Below are 17885 nucleotides of genomic sequence, written 5' to 3'. Positions count from 1 at the left end.
CCCAGCGATAGGGTTATCATGCGATGACGATTGAAAGGAAAGTGGAATGGCTAGGAAGAAACTTGGCAATCAGAATCCTACTCAATCGGTGATTTTAAAATACGTCAAGAAAAATTCAAAAGCTAAAGAAGCGATTGAACTTTACGAACGGACTGGCCTTTCTTGCTATGCTTGGCAGAAGAATCTTTTATTACCCATGATGGCTGTTGACAAGAACGGTCTTTGGGTGCATCAGAAGTTTGGTTACTCTATTCCTCGTCGTAATGGGAAATCTGAAATCCTTTATATTCTTGAAATTTGGGGCTTGCATAAGGGATTGAATATCCTGCATACGGCTCACCGAATTTCTACATCTCATTCCTCTTTTGAGAAGGTGAAACGATACCTTGAGAAAATGGGTTATGTGGATGGTGAGGATTTCAATTCTATACGAGCAAAGGGACAGGAGAGAATTGAACTTTATTCAACAGGTGGTGTTATCCAATTTCGTACTAGGACATCAAATGGTGGTCTGGGTGAAGGATTTGACATGCTGATCATTGACGAGGCTCAGGAGTACACGACCGAGCAAGAATCTGCTTTGAAATACACGGTGACGGATAGTGAGAATCCTATCACAATCATGTGTGGAACACCTCCTACACCTGTATCAAGCGGTACGGTTTTTACTAAGTATCGTGAGACTTGTCTTTTTGGAAAAGGGAAGTATTCTGGCTGGGCTGAGTGGTCGGTTTCCGATGAAAAGGAAATTGATGATGTGGAAGCCTGGTATAATTCTAATCCATCCATGGGCTATCACTTAAATGAGCGTAAGATTGAGGCTGAGCTTGGTGAGGATAAGCTGGACCATAATATCCAACGTTTGGGATTCTGGCCGACTTACAACCAGAAATCTGCTATTTCTGAAACGGAGTGGAATGAGCTCAAGGTGGATGATGTACCAGAATTGTCTGGCAAGCTGTCTGTTGGTATTAAGTACGGTCAAGATGGAACGAACGTGGCATTGAGTATTGCTGCACGGACCAAGGATGGGCGTTTCTTTGTAGAAACAGTCGATTGTCAATCCGTTCGTAATGGGAATGAGTGGATGGTTGCCTTTTTGCGTCAAGCTGACGTGGCTCAAATTGTCATTGATGGCGCAAGTGGTCAAAAGATCCTGGACGAAGAGTTGAAGGACTATAGAATCAAGAACGTGATTCTACCAACTGTGAAGGAAATCATCGTAGCCAACGCTCTTTGGGAGCAGGGAATTTACCAGAAGAGCATCTGTCACGCTGGCCAGCCATCATTGTTTAAAGTAGCTACTAACTGCGATAAGCGGAATATTGGTTCAAATGGTGGATTTGGTTATCGATCGCACTTTGACGACATGGATATTTCTTTGATGGATAGCGCTTTGCTTGCGCACTGGGCTTGTGCTACGACCAAGCCTAAGAAAAAGCAAAAAATCAGTTATTAAAATAAGCGGTCTTGTGACTGCTTTTTTTGATGCCCAAAATTACCGAACTGCCGGGAAAGCAGGAGAAAGGAGACATGAGAATGTCAGAATTTAAACCAATCACTACACAAGAAGAATTTGATGCTGCTATTAAGGAGCGTTTATCTCGTGAGAAAGCGAAGTATAGCGACTATGACCAGCTCAAATCTCGAGTTACAGAATTGGAAACAGAAAATGTTGGCTTGAAGTCAACAATCGAAGATAACAATCAAAGTAAGGCAGATGCTGACAAGCAACTTGAAAATTTGCAGAATAAAATCGCTGGCTATGAGACGGCTAGTCTGAGAACTCGGATTGCTTTGCAACATGGATTGCCTTATGACCTTGCAGACCGTTTGCAGGGAACTGATGAAGATAGCTTCAAAGCAGATGCAGAGCGCTTGGCTGGTTTTATAAAGAAAACTCAACCAGTTTACCCGCTCGGAACAAATGAGCCTAGCTCAATTGATGACAAAGATGCAGCATTGAAAGGAATGTTGCATAAAATGAGAGGAGAATAATTTATGGCAACACTACAAACAGGGGATCTTTTCCCAGTCGAAACAGTCCAAGACATTTTTAGCAAGGTAAAGGGGCATTCAACTCTTGCCAAACTTACTACTCGAGAACCTATTCCGTTTTCGGGGACGGAAACATTTGTATTCAATCTCGAAGGAAATGCTGAAATTGTAGGTGAAGGTAATCCTTCAAATGCTGGAAATGCAACTATGAAACCGAAAGTAATCAAACCTATTTTGATTACATATCAAGCACGAGTATCTGAGGAATTTGTACATTGTTCAGAAGAAAAACAATTATCTTACCTAAAATCTTTTATTGATGGCTTGTCTAAAAAAGTTGCACAAGCAATTGATATCGCTTCATTTCATGGCCTTGAACCAAAATCAATGACAGATGCTTCTTTCAAAGCCACAAACTCATTTGATGGTTTGATTACAGGAAATGTGGTTACCTATGAAGCAGATAAAATTGATGAAAACATTGATGCTGCTGTTGCAACTGTCACAGCAAATGATTGCGAAGTGAATGGAATCGCATTGTCTCCGGCTGCAGGGGCTGCACTTGGAAAAATTAAGGTAAACGGGGTAGTCCAATATCCTGAATACCGTTTTGGTCAAAATCCAGATTCATTTTATGGAATGAAGTCAGATGTCAATAAAACATTGACAACTGTTGCAAACTCAGCTAAAAAAGACCATGTTATCGTTGGTGATTTTGAAAATGCTGTAAAATGGGGATATGCAGATGAAATTCCTCTTGAAATCATTAAATACGGTGATCCAGATGGTGCTGGCCGTGACTTGAAACGCTATCGCGAAGTTTGCTTGCGTACAGAAGTATATGTAGGTTGGGGAATTCTTGACGAGCAGGCATTTGCTCGTGTGGAGGCTTAATATGGAATATATTAACAAAGAAACCTTAGCAACAATTGAAACAGACAGTAAATTGGCAGGTGACTGGGTTCCTATTAGTGAATTCAAGGACGAATATCGCCTTACTGTTCCAGAAATTAAGGCGAAACTTGATGAATTGGGTGTTGAGTATGATAGCAAGGCAAATAAATCTGCCTTGCTTGATTTACTAATCGCAAATGAAGGGTGATTGAGATGGAAAACTTTGCAACAGTGGAAGATTTGAAAAAATTGTGGCGAGCGTTGAAATTCGATGAGGAAAAACGAGCCGAGGCGCTGTTGGAAGTTGTTTCTCATTCTCTTCGCGTTGAAGCTAAAAAAGTTGGTAAAGATTTAGATGGGTTAGTGGCTACTGATCCATCTTTTGCCATGGTGGTCAAATCCGTTACAGTCGATGTGGTAGCTCGTACCCTGATGACTTCAACAGACCAGGAGCCAGTGACTCAATTTGCTGAAAGTGCTTTGGGCTACTCAGTGAGTGGTTCTTATCTAGTCCCTGGAGGTGGTCTCTTTATCAAGGATTCAGAATTGAAACGTCTGGGCCTGAAAAAGCAAAGATATGGGGTGATTGATATCTATGGGACGGATTAAAGGAATTACTGTAACTTTAATTGGGAAAACCAAGAATGGTAGGGATGACTTTGGGCATCCAATCTATGAGAATACTGAAATTCAAGTAGATAATGTTCTGGTTGTCCCAGCTTCAACAGAAGACGTCACGAATCAGCTCAATTTGACTGGAAAGAAGGCTGCTTATACGCTAGGAATCCCAAAAGGCGATCAGAACGAGTGGAAAGACCGTGAGGTTCGTTTCTTTGGGCGCAAATGGCGCACGATTGGTATTTCTTTGGAAGGAATTGAAGCCATGATGCCTTTAGAATGGAATAAGAAAGTGATGGTTGAAGCGTATGAGTAATACAAAAGTCAAGCTTATTGGTGCGGGTGTAGGAGCTCTTTTGAAATCCAAAGAGATTCAGGATATTCTGAACAAAGAAGCAACGGTCATAAAAAAAAGATGTGGTCCTGGCTATGAACAAGATAGCCACGTTGGTAAGACAAGGGCCAATGCTATGATTTATCCAGCTACGCGAAAAGCGAAAAGGGATAATTTGAAAAATAACACTTTGTTGAAGGCGGTACATTAGATGATTGAAATTATTATCAAGAAATATCTTGACGGTCATTTAGATGTACCGTCATTTTTTGAGCATGAAGCTGAAACTCCAGCCAGTTTTGTCATTATTCAAAAAACTGGTGGTAAGGAGCGAAATCATTCTGGTAGTGCGACCTTTGCTTTCCAAAGTTATGGCCCAACTATGCAGAAGGCTGCAGAGCTTAATGTGAAAGTAAAAAAAGCTGTAAAGGGGTTGATTGAATTAGATTCAATCTGTGGTGTCCACCTGAACAGTGATTACAATTTTACGGACACTGAAACAAAACAATATCGATATCAAGCCGTATTTGATATTAATTACTTTTAAAAAGGAGAAAATAAATGGCAACAGAAGCAAATGTAACGACTGCAAAACCTAAAATTGGCGGTGCGGTTTTTTCCGCTCCAATAGGGACTCCATTGCCTACAGATGCAACAACAAAACTAGATGTTGCGTTTAAATCACTGGGATATATTTCAGAAGATGGTATGACTAATAGCAACTCTCCAGAATCTGAAAATATCAAAGCTTGGGGTGGTGTCGTTGTTAGTTCCGTTCAAAAGGAGAAGGTGGATACGTTCAAATATATGCTGATTGAGGCGTTGAATGTGGATGTTTTGAAGGAAGTTTATGGTTCAGATAATGTATCTGGGGATTTGTCAACAGGGATTAAGATCAAGGCAAATTCAAAAGAATTGCCACATCATTGCCTTGTAATCGAAACGGTTCTAAAAGGTGGTGTACTTAAACGTATTGTTATCCCTTCAGGAAAGGTAACTGCCATCGATGAAATCACTTATAACGATGGAAGTGTTCTCGGATATGGTACGACAGTCACTGCCTTCCCTAACGCTGCTGACGACACACACTATGAATACATCAAAGGAGCTTAATCATGTCAAGACGAAATCATAAGAAGAAAAAAAATAACGGAGCAACCCCACAGATTAAAACAATTCGTGGTGTTACTTCGACTGGATTTGCTTTTGAAATTACAAAAGAGCGCTTGGAAAACTATGAGTTACTTGAAGCCATCGCTGAAGTAGATACAAACCCGGCAGTTTTACCAAAAGTGGTCAAACTCATGCTTGGTAACAAATCGGAAGATTTGAAAAATCATGTGCGAACTGCGGATGGAATTGTTCCTTTGGACAAGATTGGGAATGAAATTCGAGAAATCTTTACAAGTAAGAATCAGTTAAAAAAATAGCACTCCTTGCTAGAATGATTCAAACAGACGAAGATGCTCTTATCTGTGATTTAGCTGAAACCTATGGAATTTTTGACTACAGACAGTTACCTGCTGACCAGGTAGCTGTCTTTGCTTTTGGTCTGAGAGATGATTCACGGATCAAACTAGCAATGACCAATAGCAAGGTTCCTTTTGAAACTTTTTTGCTTGCGGGCGTGCTAGATAGACTTTCTGCTCTTGTTTGGTTTAAAACAACAGACGGTCAGAAAGGAATCAACAAACCATTAATGGTTGCAGAGGAGCTGGCAGGTAAAACTAAAGCTAAAGAAAGTAAGGAGATGATCTTTGATTCTGGTGAGGACTTTGAAGAATATCGTCAGCAAATTCTAGAAAAGATTGGAGGTGAGGATTAGTGGCGACAGAAATAGCACAAGCTTATGTACAATTGATACCATCAGCCAGAGGTATTACTGGTAAAATCCAATCACTTCTCAATCCTGAAGCTAGCGCAGCAGGACAAAGTGCTGGGCAGTCATTAGGTTCTAGTCTTGTTAGCGTTATGACAAAGGTTATTGCAGCAGCAGGGATTGGCAAGGCTTTTTCAGCTGCTATCAGTGAAGGTGCAGCGCTCCAGCAATCGCTCGGAGGTATTGAAACTCTTTTCAAAGGTTCTGCTGACAAGGTCAAGGGATATGCTAATGAGGCTTACAAGACAACAGGATTGTCAGCTAATGCCTACATGGAGAACGTGACAGGCTTCTCAGCTAGTCTCTTGCAATCTTTGGGCGGTGACACGAACAAGGCTGCTGAAACAGCCAACATGGCCATGATTGATATGTCAGACAATGCGAATAAGATGGGGACATCTATGGAGAGCATTCAGATGGCATATCAAGGGTTCGCTAAGCAGAACTACACCATGTTGGACAACCTGAAGCTTGGTTACGGTGGTACAAAGCAGGAAATGGAGCGTCTCTTGAATGACGCTCAGAAGTTGACTGGTGTTAAGTATGACATTAACAACCTGTCAGATGTTTATAATGCTATCCACGCTATCCAAGAAAATCTCGACATCACTGGAACAACAGCTAAAGAGGCGGCATCTACTTTTAGTGGTTCTTTTGAATCTATGAAAGCAGCTGCTCAGAATGTCCTTGGTAAGCTGGCATTGGGGGAGAATATCCTGCCTTCTCTGCATGCTCTGCTTAAAACAACCTCTACATTTCTCTTTGATAATTTTTTGCCGATGATTGGCAATGTTTTTTCAGGCCTTGGATTGGTTCTGACTGAAGGGATTAGTCAGATTGCATCTCAGCTTTTTGGGGATGCCTTTGGGAGTGCAGTTTTTGATCAACTGGCTCGTGTAACAGGAATCTTTGAGACCTTTTTTGACATGATTTTTGGGTCATTAAGTAAGCAAGATAACATTGATATTCTGAATACGCTTGGTTTTAGTGAGGAAGCTGCAACTCAAATTGTCAATATTGCGGATAATATCCGAGTTACTTTTGAGAATATCGGAGTTGTTGCTGGTAATGTTGCAAGCATTGTTGTTGACTTCGTTGGAGATCTGTTAGGGATCAAAGACGGAGAGCAGGGAGTGAATTTGCTAGGCATTGCCTTTGAAAGTATCACAGGTTTTATCAGAGACGCTTCTGAAAGTCTTAGTAAATTTACCTCTTGGTTAAAAGATTCACCTCTTGCATTAGATGCCTTAAAATCGGCTGTTGTTGGCATTACGAGTGCATGGGCAGGATATAAAGCTGTCTTAGCGGTAATAAAAGGAATTGAAACAATCAGGAATGCAACTCTGGCTATTACGAATGGTCTTATGCTGGCTCAGTTCGTAAGAACCGGTGCACTCACTACCGCGGAAGCAGCGAATGCGGCTGCTACCATGGGAGCAAGTGGAGCGTTCGGTATTTTTAATGCAGTATTATCTGCAAACCCGATTGGGTTAATTGTAACGGCAGTGGCAGCATTGACTGCTGGTCTTGTATGGTTCTTCACACAAACAGAAACTGGTCAGCAAATTTGGTCATCCTTTGTGGATTGGATCAAGCAGGCATGGCAGGGAATTGCTGATTTCTTTGTCGGTCTTTGGTCTGGTATCTCTGAGGGTGCTAGCACCTTGTGGGATGGAGTCGTAACGGCTTGGAATGCTTACATTGAGTCTTTGAAGGCCATGTGGAATGCTGTTGTAACATTCTTTTCTGACTTGTGGGTAAGGATTCAAGAGGCAGCATCTATTGCATGGACAGCTATCACAACGGTAGTGATGGCTATTGTTCCACCGTTCATTGACGGATTCATGAATGTTTGGAATAACATTTCAGATGGTCTTACTCAAATTTGGGAAGGGATTAAGATGATTTTTCAAGGTGCTTGGGAATTTATCAAATCGATTTTCTTGGGTGCTATTCTGATCATCATTGACCTTGTGACAGGGAACTTTAACCAGCTGGGAGCTGATCTTTCTCTAATTTGGGAAGGAATTCAAAATGGCGTCTCCATGATTTGGGAGGGGATTAAAACATATTTCTCTGGAGTTGTAGATGCTATTGTTGGTTATGGTATTGCTGTTTTTGAAAATTTTTCTGCTGTTCTTAGTGCAATTTGGGAGGCTATCAAAACAGCTGCATTTGTTTCCTGGGACTGGATAAAAACCACTGTATTAAATTTGATTTCAGGTTTGGTGCAGGGAGCTCAAAATATCTGGGATGGCTTTATGAACTTCCTATCAAGTTTGTGGGAAGGTATTAAGTCAACGGCAAGCAATGCTTGGAGTTCTCTAGCTTCTAGTGTTCTAAACATTATCAATGGTCTCGTATCCGGGGCGCAAAATGCTTGGAACAGCATGTCTAATGCGGTATCTAATCTTGTAAGTAATGTAACTGGATTCTTCAATCAATTGTGGAATATTGACCTATTCGCAGCTGGTCAAGCAATATTGCAAGGTTTCTTAAATGGTCTGCAGTCTATGTGGTCCTCTGTTACAAATTTTGTTGGTGGTATTGCTAGCTGGATTCGTGACCACAAAGGTCCTATCGAATATGACCGGAAATTGTTGATCCCTGCAGGTACTGCAATCATGCAAAGCTTAGACCAAGGATTAAAAGAACGTTTTAAGGGTGTGAAGCAAACTGTTGGAGGTATGGCTGATGAAATTTCAGATGTATTTTCAGGAGATAGTCTGGATCTGAATTCCTCTGCGTCCGTGACTAAAAGTCTTGAGGCACAGTTGGCTATGCCATCAGCTCAATTTGAAGCACATGAGAGTAAAACCGTGACTGAGATAGCGATTCTGAGAGCAAGTATGGAGAAGATCCTCACTGCTATCCTTGAGAAATCGTCAGATGTCTACCTAGACAATGACATTATCTCACTCAAAACCTACGAACAACACGGTGCTATTTATGCGAGGGGAGGAATTTAATGGATTATATGATCATCAACGGTTTTAATACATCAAGCCTTCCTGGTTGTGTTGTGACAGATTTTGGGAAGGTGGAGGCTGCTAAGCCAAAGGGAGAGAAGGCTGCCCTTTATGGAGTCAACGGCAGTTATCGTGTATTAGACGGTTCTTTCGACAGTTACGAAAGGACCTTCATTCTTCACGTAAAAAAAATGGTTGAGATTTCAAGTATTCTTGATAAGTTTCAATCGAACGATAATGTTTTGGAGTTTAGCTATCAGCTTGGATCATTGTTTTATGCTAACTTTGTGACTGCTAGTTTTGAACCTTTTGGGAATCATGCTTGGAAGTTAGAGATTAAACTTGACATGCAACCCTTCCGTTATCAAAAAACTGTAGATCCTGTGGTTCTTACTGCATCTGGTACAATCAATAATCTTGGGACGATTTATTCGGAACCAATTATCGAGGTTGAGGGGGATGGCGACATCTCCCTTACAATTGGTCGGAAGACCATGTATCTTGCGATTAAGACCAAGGCTACGATTGATTGCAGGCAGGGCAAACAAAACATCTACAATGCAACTGGTGCAGTTCAGAATACGCTTCGGAAGCGTGGAGGGTTCTTAGAAATTCCGACTGGTAAGGTTGGTATTTCATTCACTGGAACCGTCCGTAAGATTACTATTCGACCGAATTGGAGGTATAAGATTTGATTTATTTAACAAATGGGAATATGCCTCTGAATGCTGCTTATGCTGATGAAATTGTTCAAGAGGAGAATAGCACCTATCAATTGAGCTTCCGATTTCCGACATCCGATCCATTGTGGGAGAAGTTGAAGGAAGAGACATTCCTCACGGCTGACGACCTTCACGGTGAGCAGGATTTCGTCATTTTCGAGGTTGAGAAGAAGCATGGCTATATTCAAGTCTATGCAAACCAAGTATTCACCCTCTTGAATAACTATGTGGTCAATCCTATCTCATTGGACAGACAAACTGGTTCGACTGCCTTGAGTCGTTTTGCTGGAAGCATCACTCGTGATAATCCGTTCTCATTCTTCTCTGATATTGAAGATAGACACACCTTTAATATTGTCTCCAAGAACGCTATGGAGGCATTCGCGAAAGATAAGCATTCTATTATTTGTCAGTGGGGTGGCGACCTTGTTCGCCAAGGCTATCAGGTTCGACTCTTAAAAAATGGCGGTTCAGAGAATGAATCGCTTTTTATGTACAAGAAAAATCTGTCTAGCTATCAGCACAAGACCTCTACTAAATCTCTGAAAACTCGAATTACTTTCATCGCGACTGTAAAAGGTGAGGGAGAGAAAGCACCTGATCGTACATTCACGGTTACGATCGATAGTCCACTCATTAACAAATACAGTCAAATCTATGAAGATGTGATTGAGGTTAATGACCAGGATGTGAAGGATGAAGTGAGCCTTCGCAAGTATGGTGAGCAGTATTACAGAACATCGCTCTGCGACATGATGGAAGATAGCCTTGAGATTGAGGTTGTCGGGCAGAGCGATGTGCCTGTTCAAATGTTCGATGTTGTGAGTATCTTCCACGAACGTTACAATCTGGACGTGCGTAAGAAGATTACTAAATATACTTACTCACCGATGGCCAAAAAGTTAAAATCTATCGGTTTCGGTCAGTTCCAGTCGGGACTTGCAAATGCGATTGGTAACGCAGTGAGTGATGCAGTCAAGGGCGAAGCTCAACAGCTTCAAGGCAATTTTGAACGGCAGTTAGCAAGAGAACTCAAGAATGCTAATCTTGCTTTTGACAGACGAAAAGAGGAGTTAGTTAGCCAGTTTACGGATGACGTGAATGCTATCAAGGCCAAAGCTGAAGAAGTTAAAAGAGAGCTCTCTGACAATATCGACCAGCGATTCAGTAGTTTCAACAATGGTCCATTACAAGAAGTCAAGCGCAGAGCTGAGGAAGCCTTGCGAAACGCTGGCGCAAGTAGTGTACTTGCCCAGGAAGCCAAGCGCATTGGGTTGGATTCGATTGCTAAACTCGAAGAATTTAAGTCTCAGGCTACGAGCGCTCAGATGACTTTATCAAGTGATTTGGATGCTTTAGCAAATGAAGTTCTATCGAAGCAAGAACAAATAAAAGATGAAGTTGATGAACAAGTTAAAGCACTGATCCAGACAAAAAATGAACTGGCTGGTGTGAAGTCAGCGCAATCGACGTATGAAGAGACAACGACTCGTAGATTAGCAGAGTTGACCAACTTGGCCAATGGTAAGGCTAGCAAGTCAGAACTCACACAGACAGCCGAGGAACTGGCCAGTAAGCTGGCTAGTGTGCAGGCATCTGGCCGAAATCTATTCTTGAATTCGCTTTTCAAGCAGGATATTTCAAAAACAGGAATTTGGACTACAAGTACTTACGAGGCTACTATTGATAGCACTGATAAGTATTTAGGTTATAATGCCTTAAAAATCGTTGGTCAGAATCCATCTGGCCGAGATAGCGGTAATCCTAAGATTACTTACCCAGCTTTTGGTCAGTTTGGAAAGAATGTTCCTGGGAGCATGACTAATCAAGATGTAACCATTAGTTTTTATGCCAAGGCAAGTAAAAATGGAATAATGCTAAGGTCTCGGTTAGGTAATATCGGTTATAAAAGCGGAAATGTGATATTGTCGACAGAAATTAAACGATATGTTATCCATATCCCAAAAGGTTGGACGAACGAGTCTAAATTCACAACAAATGAATGGTTGTTCAATTTCAACCAAGAAGGAACCGTTTGGATTTGGATGCCGAAATTTGAAATAAGCGATGTAGATACTTCTTATTCAGAAGCTCCTGAAGATATAGAAGGTCAGATTTCGACAGTTGAATCCAACTTCAGACAGCGCGCTGATGCACTCGATGCTGGTGTGAGAAGTCTGACTGAAGGTCTCAGAACCAAAGCGGATATCAGCTCACTAAATGTGACTGCTGAGAATATCCGGCAATCTGTGAAGAGTTTGGAAACAAGCACGCAGAACAAGTTGGATCAGAAATTGAGCATGACTGAATTTGAGGTGCGGGCTGGCTCGATTCGTCAGGAAATCTTGAATGCAACTAATGATAAGGCGGATAAGACCTTAGTCATGGCTGAAGCTGGGAAATTGCGTGAAGAATTTTCAAACTTACGGGTTGGTGGACGAAATCTGTTAAGAGGTTCGAAAGGACCGTTTATGCCAGACAAGAAGCCGTCTACCTTTGATAATAATGTTCTATATGCAGACCAGACATCTATTTACATGGAGCAAGGCCAGGAATATATTATCTCTGCTAAGACGGACGGTGTATTCTCGTCAATTCATTACAATGCTGAAAGTGATAATGTCGTTCTGTGGATCGTAGAAAAAAATTATCGCAGTTATCGTGTGGTATCCGATGCTAATACTGGGACTTCAGGGACGAAATTCGTTTGGGATAAGCCGACAGGAATCTATCATCTACGCGTTAACACTTATCACAAAGAAGCTACCAAAAGTGTCTGGGATGTGAAGATTGAGAAAGGCAATGTTGCTACAGACTGGAGTCCTGCTCCCGAAGACACTGACGGTCTCATCACAGAGGTTAAGGCTACCTTTGAGCGGACTGCTCAGAGCTTGCGAACTGACTTATCAGCTATTCAGGAATATGTCAATAAAGACGGTCAGCGACAGGATTCCCTACAGCGCTATACTCGTGAGGAGAGTGCTCGTCAAGCTAGTGCGGTTCGTGAGTTGGTCGCAAGAGACTATGTTGGTAAATCAACCTATCAGGAAGATGTGAGAGGTCTTGAGCGTAGGTTTGAAGCTATTACCAACCCACAAAATGGTTCGATTGCCACTCAGATTGCTAATTACAAAAACTCGGTAGATGGACGATTCGTAGATATCACTTCATTGATTGCTGGTAAGGCTAATCAGACAGACTTCCAGCGAGTTAAGGAAACTAGCCAACTCTACGAACGTATTCTGGGCAGTACAGATAATGGAATTGCCAACAATATCGCTCGCATGGCTATGACCAATCAGCTGTTCCAGGTTGAGGTGTCTAAGAATGAAGGTCTGAAAACCGTTCAAAGACAGCTAGCTGGTTCGTGGGGAGTCCATAATAAGAACAGCGTCAATGAAATCATCGCTGGTTTTAATCTAGCGGGTCGAAATGCAGGAATTAAAGCAGAGACTATCAGACTCGAGGGGAAGACCTTACTTGATGAGTTGACAGCTATTCAAGGTTACTTCAAGCGATTGTTTGTTGGTGAAGGTACGTTCGCGACTCTGAATACGGATATTCTGCGAGCAAACTCCATTACAGCTGATAAGCTGGTATTTAACGAGGCTCTCGCTAATAGATTGGTCTCAAACGAGATTATCACTAGCAAATTAGTAGCAAGTAGAGCGTTTGTAAATGCCTTGAATGCCGTAACGATAGATGCTTCTCAAATCGTGACAGGTACACTCAAGGGAGACAGGATCTACGGCGGAACGATTCGAGGGGCCAACATCTATGGAGGAACCTTAACTGGGCACACTAAAATTCAACTAGGTTCTTATGGCTCATTTGATACCGTAAATGGCGGTCTACAGATCAATGTACCTCGTGACTACAATGCCAAAGATGGCTTGGGAGTACAGTTCATTGGATCCTATGGTCGTGGTGAGAATGTCCCTTACGGCCTTTTCATTTACAAAGATTCGGATTTTACAGTAGGTGGAACTGTAGAAACAAGTAATGAGTTCCTTCTAACCGTTGAAGGTTACATTAATGCGAATGGAATCGGTTGGATGAAGACCGGGAAAGGAAGCGTCAACGGTCAAACCACTGCAACTATTGGACTCTGGAATTCAGAAAATGTCTCTCTTGATTTTGGTGGATCAGGAAATGATATCTACTATAGTTACAATGGCACAGCATACAGCTTGTGGTCAGTTGTCAAGCAGCATTTTTCAGACAGACGTCTGAAAGAAAACATCGTTGATTGTAATCACAAGGCTCTTGACTATATCCAGCATTTCCAATTCAAGGAATACGATTGGAAGAAACAAGAGGATAGACCGCAACAGGCACACACAAAGATTGGTTTGATTGCCCAAGATGTTCAAGAGATAGACCCTACACTCGTCTATGAGAACGGTGACACGTTGAACTTGGACAATCTCAGATTAACTACTATCGCCCTCAAGGCGATTCAGGAATTGTCTCAACGAATTGAGGCACTAGAAAGGAAATTAGCATGAATGCATTAGAAATTATCGCACAAGACGTAGCACGGCTCACGCTAGAGAGATCAACATTCCAGGCATTGTATCTGGAAGAAGTACAAAAACGTGAAGCATTAGAAAAACAACTTGAAGAGTTGAAGAACCAACTCGAACCTAAACAACAAGAAGGAACAGTAGGGGAATAAGAAAATGGCAACAGAATATACAGTAAGAAGCAAATACTTGAAATTTGATACAACAGAAGTCGTGATTCATCGTGAATCACCTTACACAATCTTTTCTCGTGAATTGCCAGGCGATCAGATGGCTAAGTCAGATGAAGAATTGATTGAAGCAGTTAAAAGTATCATTCGTGCCGAGCTTGATCCAGGAGCAGCAATCGTCAAGGCGCAGGCGCAACTTGAGGAAGCTGAGCAGCAGATTGCACACAACAAGAGCGAGCAGGACAGACTTTCTGCTCTTGCAAATAAAATCGACAAAGTAGTGCGAGTCATGGCACAGGATTCAATCATGGGCGAGAAAATTGCCTACGGGACAACCTACAAGGAGCTTGTCGAACTCTTCCCATTTGTAGAAGAAGGCAAAGCCTATCAACCAGGTGATATGTTTGTGATTGAAGATCCTGAACATGTCGAGCTGAACGGTGAGGGCAAGCGCGTCTTGATTCAGACAAATCAGGCTTTCATTTACAAAGGCGAATCTCTCAAGCAACTTGAAGGAGTGCCATCTCAAAATGGTCTTCTTGCAATCTGGAAGTGGGAAGGACAAAAAAACGAAAGTGATCTTGAAACCACTCGAGTAACTGGACAGTAGATAGGAAGTGGTCTGATTGGAATTACTAGCATTTCTAGATAAACTAAGTCCGATTCTAATCGTAATCATTCCTAGCTATTTCTCCTTCAAAAGCACGCAGAATACGAAAGAGACTGACAAGCAAATCAGTCTCTTATCTGACAAAATTAGTGCTATTGAAAAAACAGTCTCAAATGTTGAGAACATTGGCAAAGATAATAGCAAAGGATTGAGTATTATTGGGAAAGGTCTTCAAAGATTACAACGTTTTCGATTACAAGAAAACCTAAAAAAAGCAATAAGACGAGGCAATACCAATCAGCATGAGATTGAGGAATTGTCTCGTCTTTATGAAAGTTATGTCGAGCTTGGTGGCAATGGAGCTATCAAGGTACTGTATGAAAAATTTCTAGCATTGGAAATTGTGGAGGAAAATATAAATGCAACAGATTAACGAAATTTTACTAAACGGAGCCATCAGCATCCTAGTTATTTTGCTAGGTATCGTAGTCAAGTCAATCAAAGACTACCTTATTAAGAAGGGTGGCGAACAGACTGTCAAGATTGTCGAAATCTTGGCCAAAAATGCAGTAAACGCAGTTGAACAGGTCGCTTCAGATACTGGGTACAAAGGTGAAGAAAAATTGGAGCAAGCACGAACTAAAATCCGTGCAGAATTATCAAAATATAACATCAGCATGACTGACAAGGAACTTGATACATTTATCGAGGCATCGGTTAAAGAAATGAACGATGCGTGGAAAGGGGAGTAAGGATGGATATTGATACAAGCAGATTAAGAACTGACTTACCTCAGGTCGGTGTACAACCTTATCGTCAAGTACATGCTCACTCAACAGGAAATCGAAACTCAACCGCACAAAATGAAGCAGACTATCACATGAGAAAGGACCCTGAACTAGGGTTCTTTTCTCATGTGGTTGGTAACAGTCGTGTCATGCAAGTAGGACCCGTAAATAACGGAAGTTGGGATGTTGGTGGTGGTTGGAATGCTGAGAGTTACGCAGCAGTCGAATTGATTGAAAGCCATGGCTCAAAAGAAGAGTTCATGCGTGATTACAAGCTCTATATTGAACTTTTGCGAAACCTTGCAGATGAAGCAGATTTGCCGAAAACACTTGATACAGGGAGTTTAGCTGGAATTAAAACGCACGAGTATTGCACGAATAACCAACCAAACAACCACTCAGACCATGTGGATCCATATCCTTATCTGGCAAAATGGGGAATCAGTCGTGAGCAATTCAAAAAAGATATTGAAGGTGGTCTGTCTGAAGCTGGCTGGAAACGCAATGAAACTGGCTGGTGGTGGGAGGAGTCGGATGGCTCTTATCCGACAGACCGTTGGAAGAAAGTCAACAATGAATGGTTCTACTTTGATAATCGCGGCTATTGCCTAATCAATCGATGGTTCAACGATGGGAAGGATTGGTTCTATCTTGACAAACGTGGCGCAATGGTTACAGGCTGGATGTACATCGGTAATTACTGGTATTATTTCAAGGCTGACGGTCGTATGGCTAAAGGCTGGGTGAAATACCGAGAAACCTGGTACTATCTTGATGAAAAAGATGGCGACATGAAATCAAATCAATTCATCAAATCAGGCAACGGTTGGTACTATCTCAAACCAGACGGCAGCATGGCAGACAAACCAGAGTTTACTGTTGAGCCTGATGGACTTATCACCACAAAATAAAATAAAAAACAGAAAGACTAAAAAATTATTACACTAGACCGCAGGCAGTAGCTTGCGGTTTTTTTGATACCCAAAATGATACCCATAATTATTGACTATGTAATTATACGGTAAATTTGGGGAATCTAACTTGTTGATTTTTCGAGGTTTTGAAGGCTATTGCCTAATAGTTCTCTTTTATTGCAACAACAAGTTTCTGTTTACCCAATCGCAAAATAAAAAGGTCCAGTGAACCTTTTTATCCCGAGCCTTGAAATGAAAAGGCGAGGAAGCTAGAAGTAGCATTAAATAAGGCTTTCCGAGTTTTCGGAGAGCCTATTTTTTTATTCCAAAAGAATATAAGAAATTAAAACCCTGTTCATTCGTATTTTATATATAAAACAAAGTATGAAAACGTAACGCAATTTTAAGACTTTTTGGTAAATTAAGAGTATAATCAAAGTGTAATGCCTTTTTTATAGATAATACACTAATATATTGAAGGCCTTCGTAAGATAAATATAAATTTTATTTCAAGGAGGAATAATGGAAAAGTACTTTGGTGAAAAACAGCAGCGTTTTTCATTTAGAAAATTATCAGTAGGACTTGTATCTGCGACGATTTCAAGTTTATTTTTTATGTCTGTATTAGCTAGTTCATCTGTAGAGGCTCAAGAGACTAAAGGTGTTCACTATAAATATGTGACAGAGTCAGAGTTATCATCAGAAGAAAAGAAGCAGCTTGTCTATGATATTCCGACATACATGGAGAATGATGATGAGACTTATTATCTTGTTTATAAGTTAAATTCCCAAAATCAACTGGGAGAATTGCCAAATACTGGAAGCAAGAATGATATGCAAGCCCTAGTTACTGGTGCTAGCTTAGCTGCTCTGGGAATTTTAATTTTTGCCGTTTCTAAGAAAAAAGTTAAGAATAAAACGGTATTACATTTAGTATTGGTTGCAGGAATAGGAAATGGTGTTCTTGTATCCGCTCATGCTTTAGAAAATAATCTTTTGCTAAATTACAATACTGACTATGAATTGACCTCTGGAGAAAAATTACCTCTTCCTAAAGCCATTTCAGGTTACACATATATTGGATATATCAAAGAGGGGAAAACGACTTCTGAGTCTAAAGTAAATAATCAAGAAAAATCAGTAGCCACTCCTACAAAACAACAAAAGGTGGATTATAGTGTTACACCAAATTTTGTAGAACATCCATCAACAGTACAAACTATGCAGGAACAAACATCTGTTTCTTCAACTAAGCCGACAGAAGTTCAAGTAGTTGAAAAAACTCTCTCTGCAGAATTAACCAATCCAAGAAAAGAAGAGAAACAATCTTCAAATTCTGCCGTTGTAAGCGCAAAAGGCGAACCTGCAACCCAATCTGCCTTACCAGAAGCAGTTGTAACTGACAAAGGCGAACCTGCAACCCAACCCGCTTTACCAGAAGCTGTGGTAAGTGACAAAGGCGA

The 17885-nt window shown here is 41.2% G+C and carries 20 protein-coding genes; all 20 read left to right on the top strand.

Going from position 1 to position 17885, the window contains the following annotated elements:
- Positions 1 to 46 precede the first annotated feature (46 nt).
- Positions 47 to 1459 carry a terminase gene (locus RQ973_RS06215; RefSeq protein ID WP_311523198.1) on the top strand — a complete coding sequence of 471 codons (1413 nt, stop codon included), beginning with the start codon at positions 47 to 49 and terminating at the stop codon, positions 1457 to 1459.
- Between the two features lie 80 nt (positions 1460 to 1539).
- Positions 1540 to 1998: a DUF4355 domain-containing protein gene (locus RQ973_RS06210; RefSeq protein WP_311523197.1), complete on the top strand. Its 459-nt coding sequence runs from the start codon at positions 1540 to 1542 to the stop codon at positions 1996 to 1998.
- Positions 1999 to 2001: 3 nt separating this feature from the next.
- Entirely contained in the window at positions 2002 to 2892 is an 891-nt protein-coding gene (locus RQ973_RS06205) for a phage major capsid protein (RefSeq protein WP_311523196.1), read from the top strand.
- A 1-nt stretch (position 2893) separates the two neighbouring features.
- Positions 2894 to 3100: a HeH/LEM domain-containing protein gene (locus RQ973_RS06200; RefSeq protein ID WP_061418872.1), complete on the top strand. Its 207-nt coding sequence runs from the start codon at positions 2894 to 2896 to the stop codon at positions 3098 to 3100.
- Positions 3101 to 3105: 5 nt separating this feature from the next.
- A complete protein-coding gene (locus RQ973_RS06195; protein WP_220074112.1) occupies positions 3106 to 3501 on the top strand; it encodes a phage Gp19/Gp15/Gp42 family protein in 396 nt (131 codons plus the stop codon).
- Complete coding sequence (locus RQ973_RS06190; protein WP_311523190.1) at positions 3488 to 3826, top strand: hypothetical protein; 339 nt, start codon at positions 3488 to 3490, stop codon at positions 3824 to 3826. Before RQ973_RS06195 ends, RQ973_RS06190 begins: the two co-directional genes overlap by 14 nt.
- Entirely contained in the window at positions 3819 to 4055 is a 237-nt protein-coding gene (locus RQ973_RS06185) for a hypothetical protein (RefSeq protein ID WP_070480010.1), read from the top strand. The genes RQ973_RS06190 and RQ973_RS06185 overlap by 8 nt, the downstream gene beginning before the upstream one ends.
- Positions 4056 to 4391, top strand: coding sequence for a hypothetical protein (locus tag RQ973_RS06180; protein WP_311523188.1), 336 nt, complete (start codon positions 4056 to 4058; stop codon positions 4389 to 4391).
- A gap of 14 nt (positions 4392 to 4405) precedes the next feature.
- A complete protein-coding gene (locus tag RQ973_RS06175) occupies positions 4406 to 4957 on the top strand; it encodes a hypothetical protein (protein ID WP_049529789.1) in 552 nt (183 codons plus the stop codon).
- A gap of 2 nt (positions 4958 to 4959) precedes the next feature.
- Complete coding sequence (locus tag RQ973_RS06170; RefSeq protein ID WP_311523187.1) at positions 4960 to 5274, top strand: hypothetical protein; 315 nt, start codon at positions 4960 to 4962, stop codon at positions 5272 to 5274.
- A gap of 14 nt (positions 5275 to 5288) precedes the next feature.
- Complete coding sequence (locus tag RQ973_RS06165; RefSeq protein WP_301559851.1) at positions 5289 to 5669, top strand: DUF5361 domain-containing protein; 381 nt, start codon at positions 5289 to 5291, stop codon at positions 5667 to 5669.
- Complete coding sequence (locus tag RQ973_RS06160; protein WP_311523186.1) at positions 5669 to 8692, top strand: PblA; 3024 nt, start codon at positions 5669 to 5671, stop codon at positions 8690 to 8692. The genes RQ973_RS06165 and RQ973_RS06160 overlap by 1 nt, the downstream gene beginning before the upstream one ends.
- Positions 8692 to 9387: a phage tail protein gene (locus tag RQ973_RS06155; protein ID WP_311523185.1), complete on the top strand. Its 696-nt coding sequence runs from the start codon at positions 8692 to 8694 to the stop codon at positions 9385 to 9387. Before RQ973_RS06160 ends, RQ973_RS06155 begins: the two co-directional genes overlap by 1 nt.
- The gene (locus RQ973_RS06150) at positions 9384 to 13922 is read left to right on the top strand and encodes a phage tail spike protein (protein WP_311523184.1); all 4539 of its coding nucleotides are present in this window, start codon (positions 9384 to 9386) and stop codon (positions 13920 to 13922) included. The genes RQ973_RS06155 and RQ973_RS06150 overlap by 4 nt, the downstream gene beginning before the upstream one ends.
- Complete coding sequence (locus RQ973_RS06145) at positions 13919 to 14092, top strand: hypothetical protein (protein WP_311523182.1); 174 nt, start codon at positions 13919 to 13921, stop codon at positions 14090 to 14092. The genes RQ973_RS06150 and RQ973_RS06145 overlap by 4 nt, the downstream gene beginning before the upstream one ends.
- 4 nt (positions 14093 to 14096) lie before the next feature.
- Entirely contained in the window at positions 14097 to 14720 is a 624-nt protein-coding gene (locus RQ973_RS06140; RefSeq protein ID WP_311523180.1) for a hypothetical protein, read from the top strand.
- Positions 14721 to 14736: 16 nt separating this feature from the next.
- On the top strand, positions 14737 to 15153 hold the full coding sequence (locus RQ973_RS06135) for a hypothetical protein (protein WP_311523179.1): 417 nt from the start codon (positions 14737 to 14739) through the stop codon (positions 15151 to 15153).
- On the top strand, positions 15140 to 15472 hold the full coding sequence (locus tag RQ973_RS06130) for a phage holin (protein ID WP_311523177.1): 333 nt from the start codon (positions 15140 to 15142) through the stop codon (positions 15470 to 15472). The genes RQ973_RS06135 and RQ973_RS06130 overlap by 14 nt, the downstream gene beginning before the upstream one ends.
- Before the next feature lie 2 nt (positions 15473 to 15474).
- Positions 15475 to 16419: an N-acetylmuramoyl-L-alanine amidase family protein gene (locus RQ973_RS06125; protein WP_311523176.1), complete on the top strand. Its 945-nt coding sequence runs from the start codon at positions 15475 to 15477 to the stop codon at positions 16417 to 16419.
- 525 nt (positions 16420 to 16944) lie between these two features.
- Positions 16945 to 17885, top strand: a 941-nt coding sequence (locus RQ973_RS06120; protein WP_311523175.1) for a YSIRK-type signal peptide-containing protein, incomplete at its 3' end; no start/stop codon positions are given.

It is taken from the genome of uncultured Streptococcus sp. (assembly GCF_963511325.1).
Lineage (GTDB): Bacteria > Bacillota > Bacilli > Lactobacillales > Streptococcaceae > Streptococcus.
This window is presented reverse-complemented; position numbering and strand designations above follow the sequence as displayed.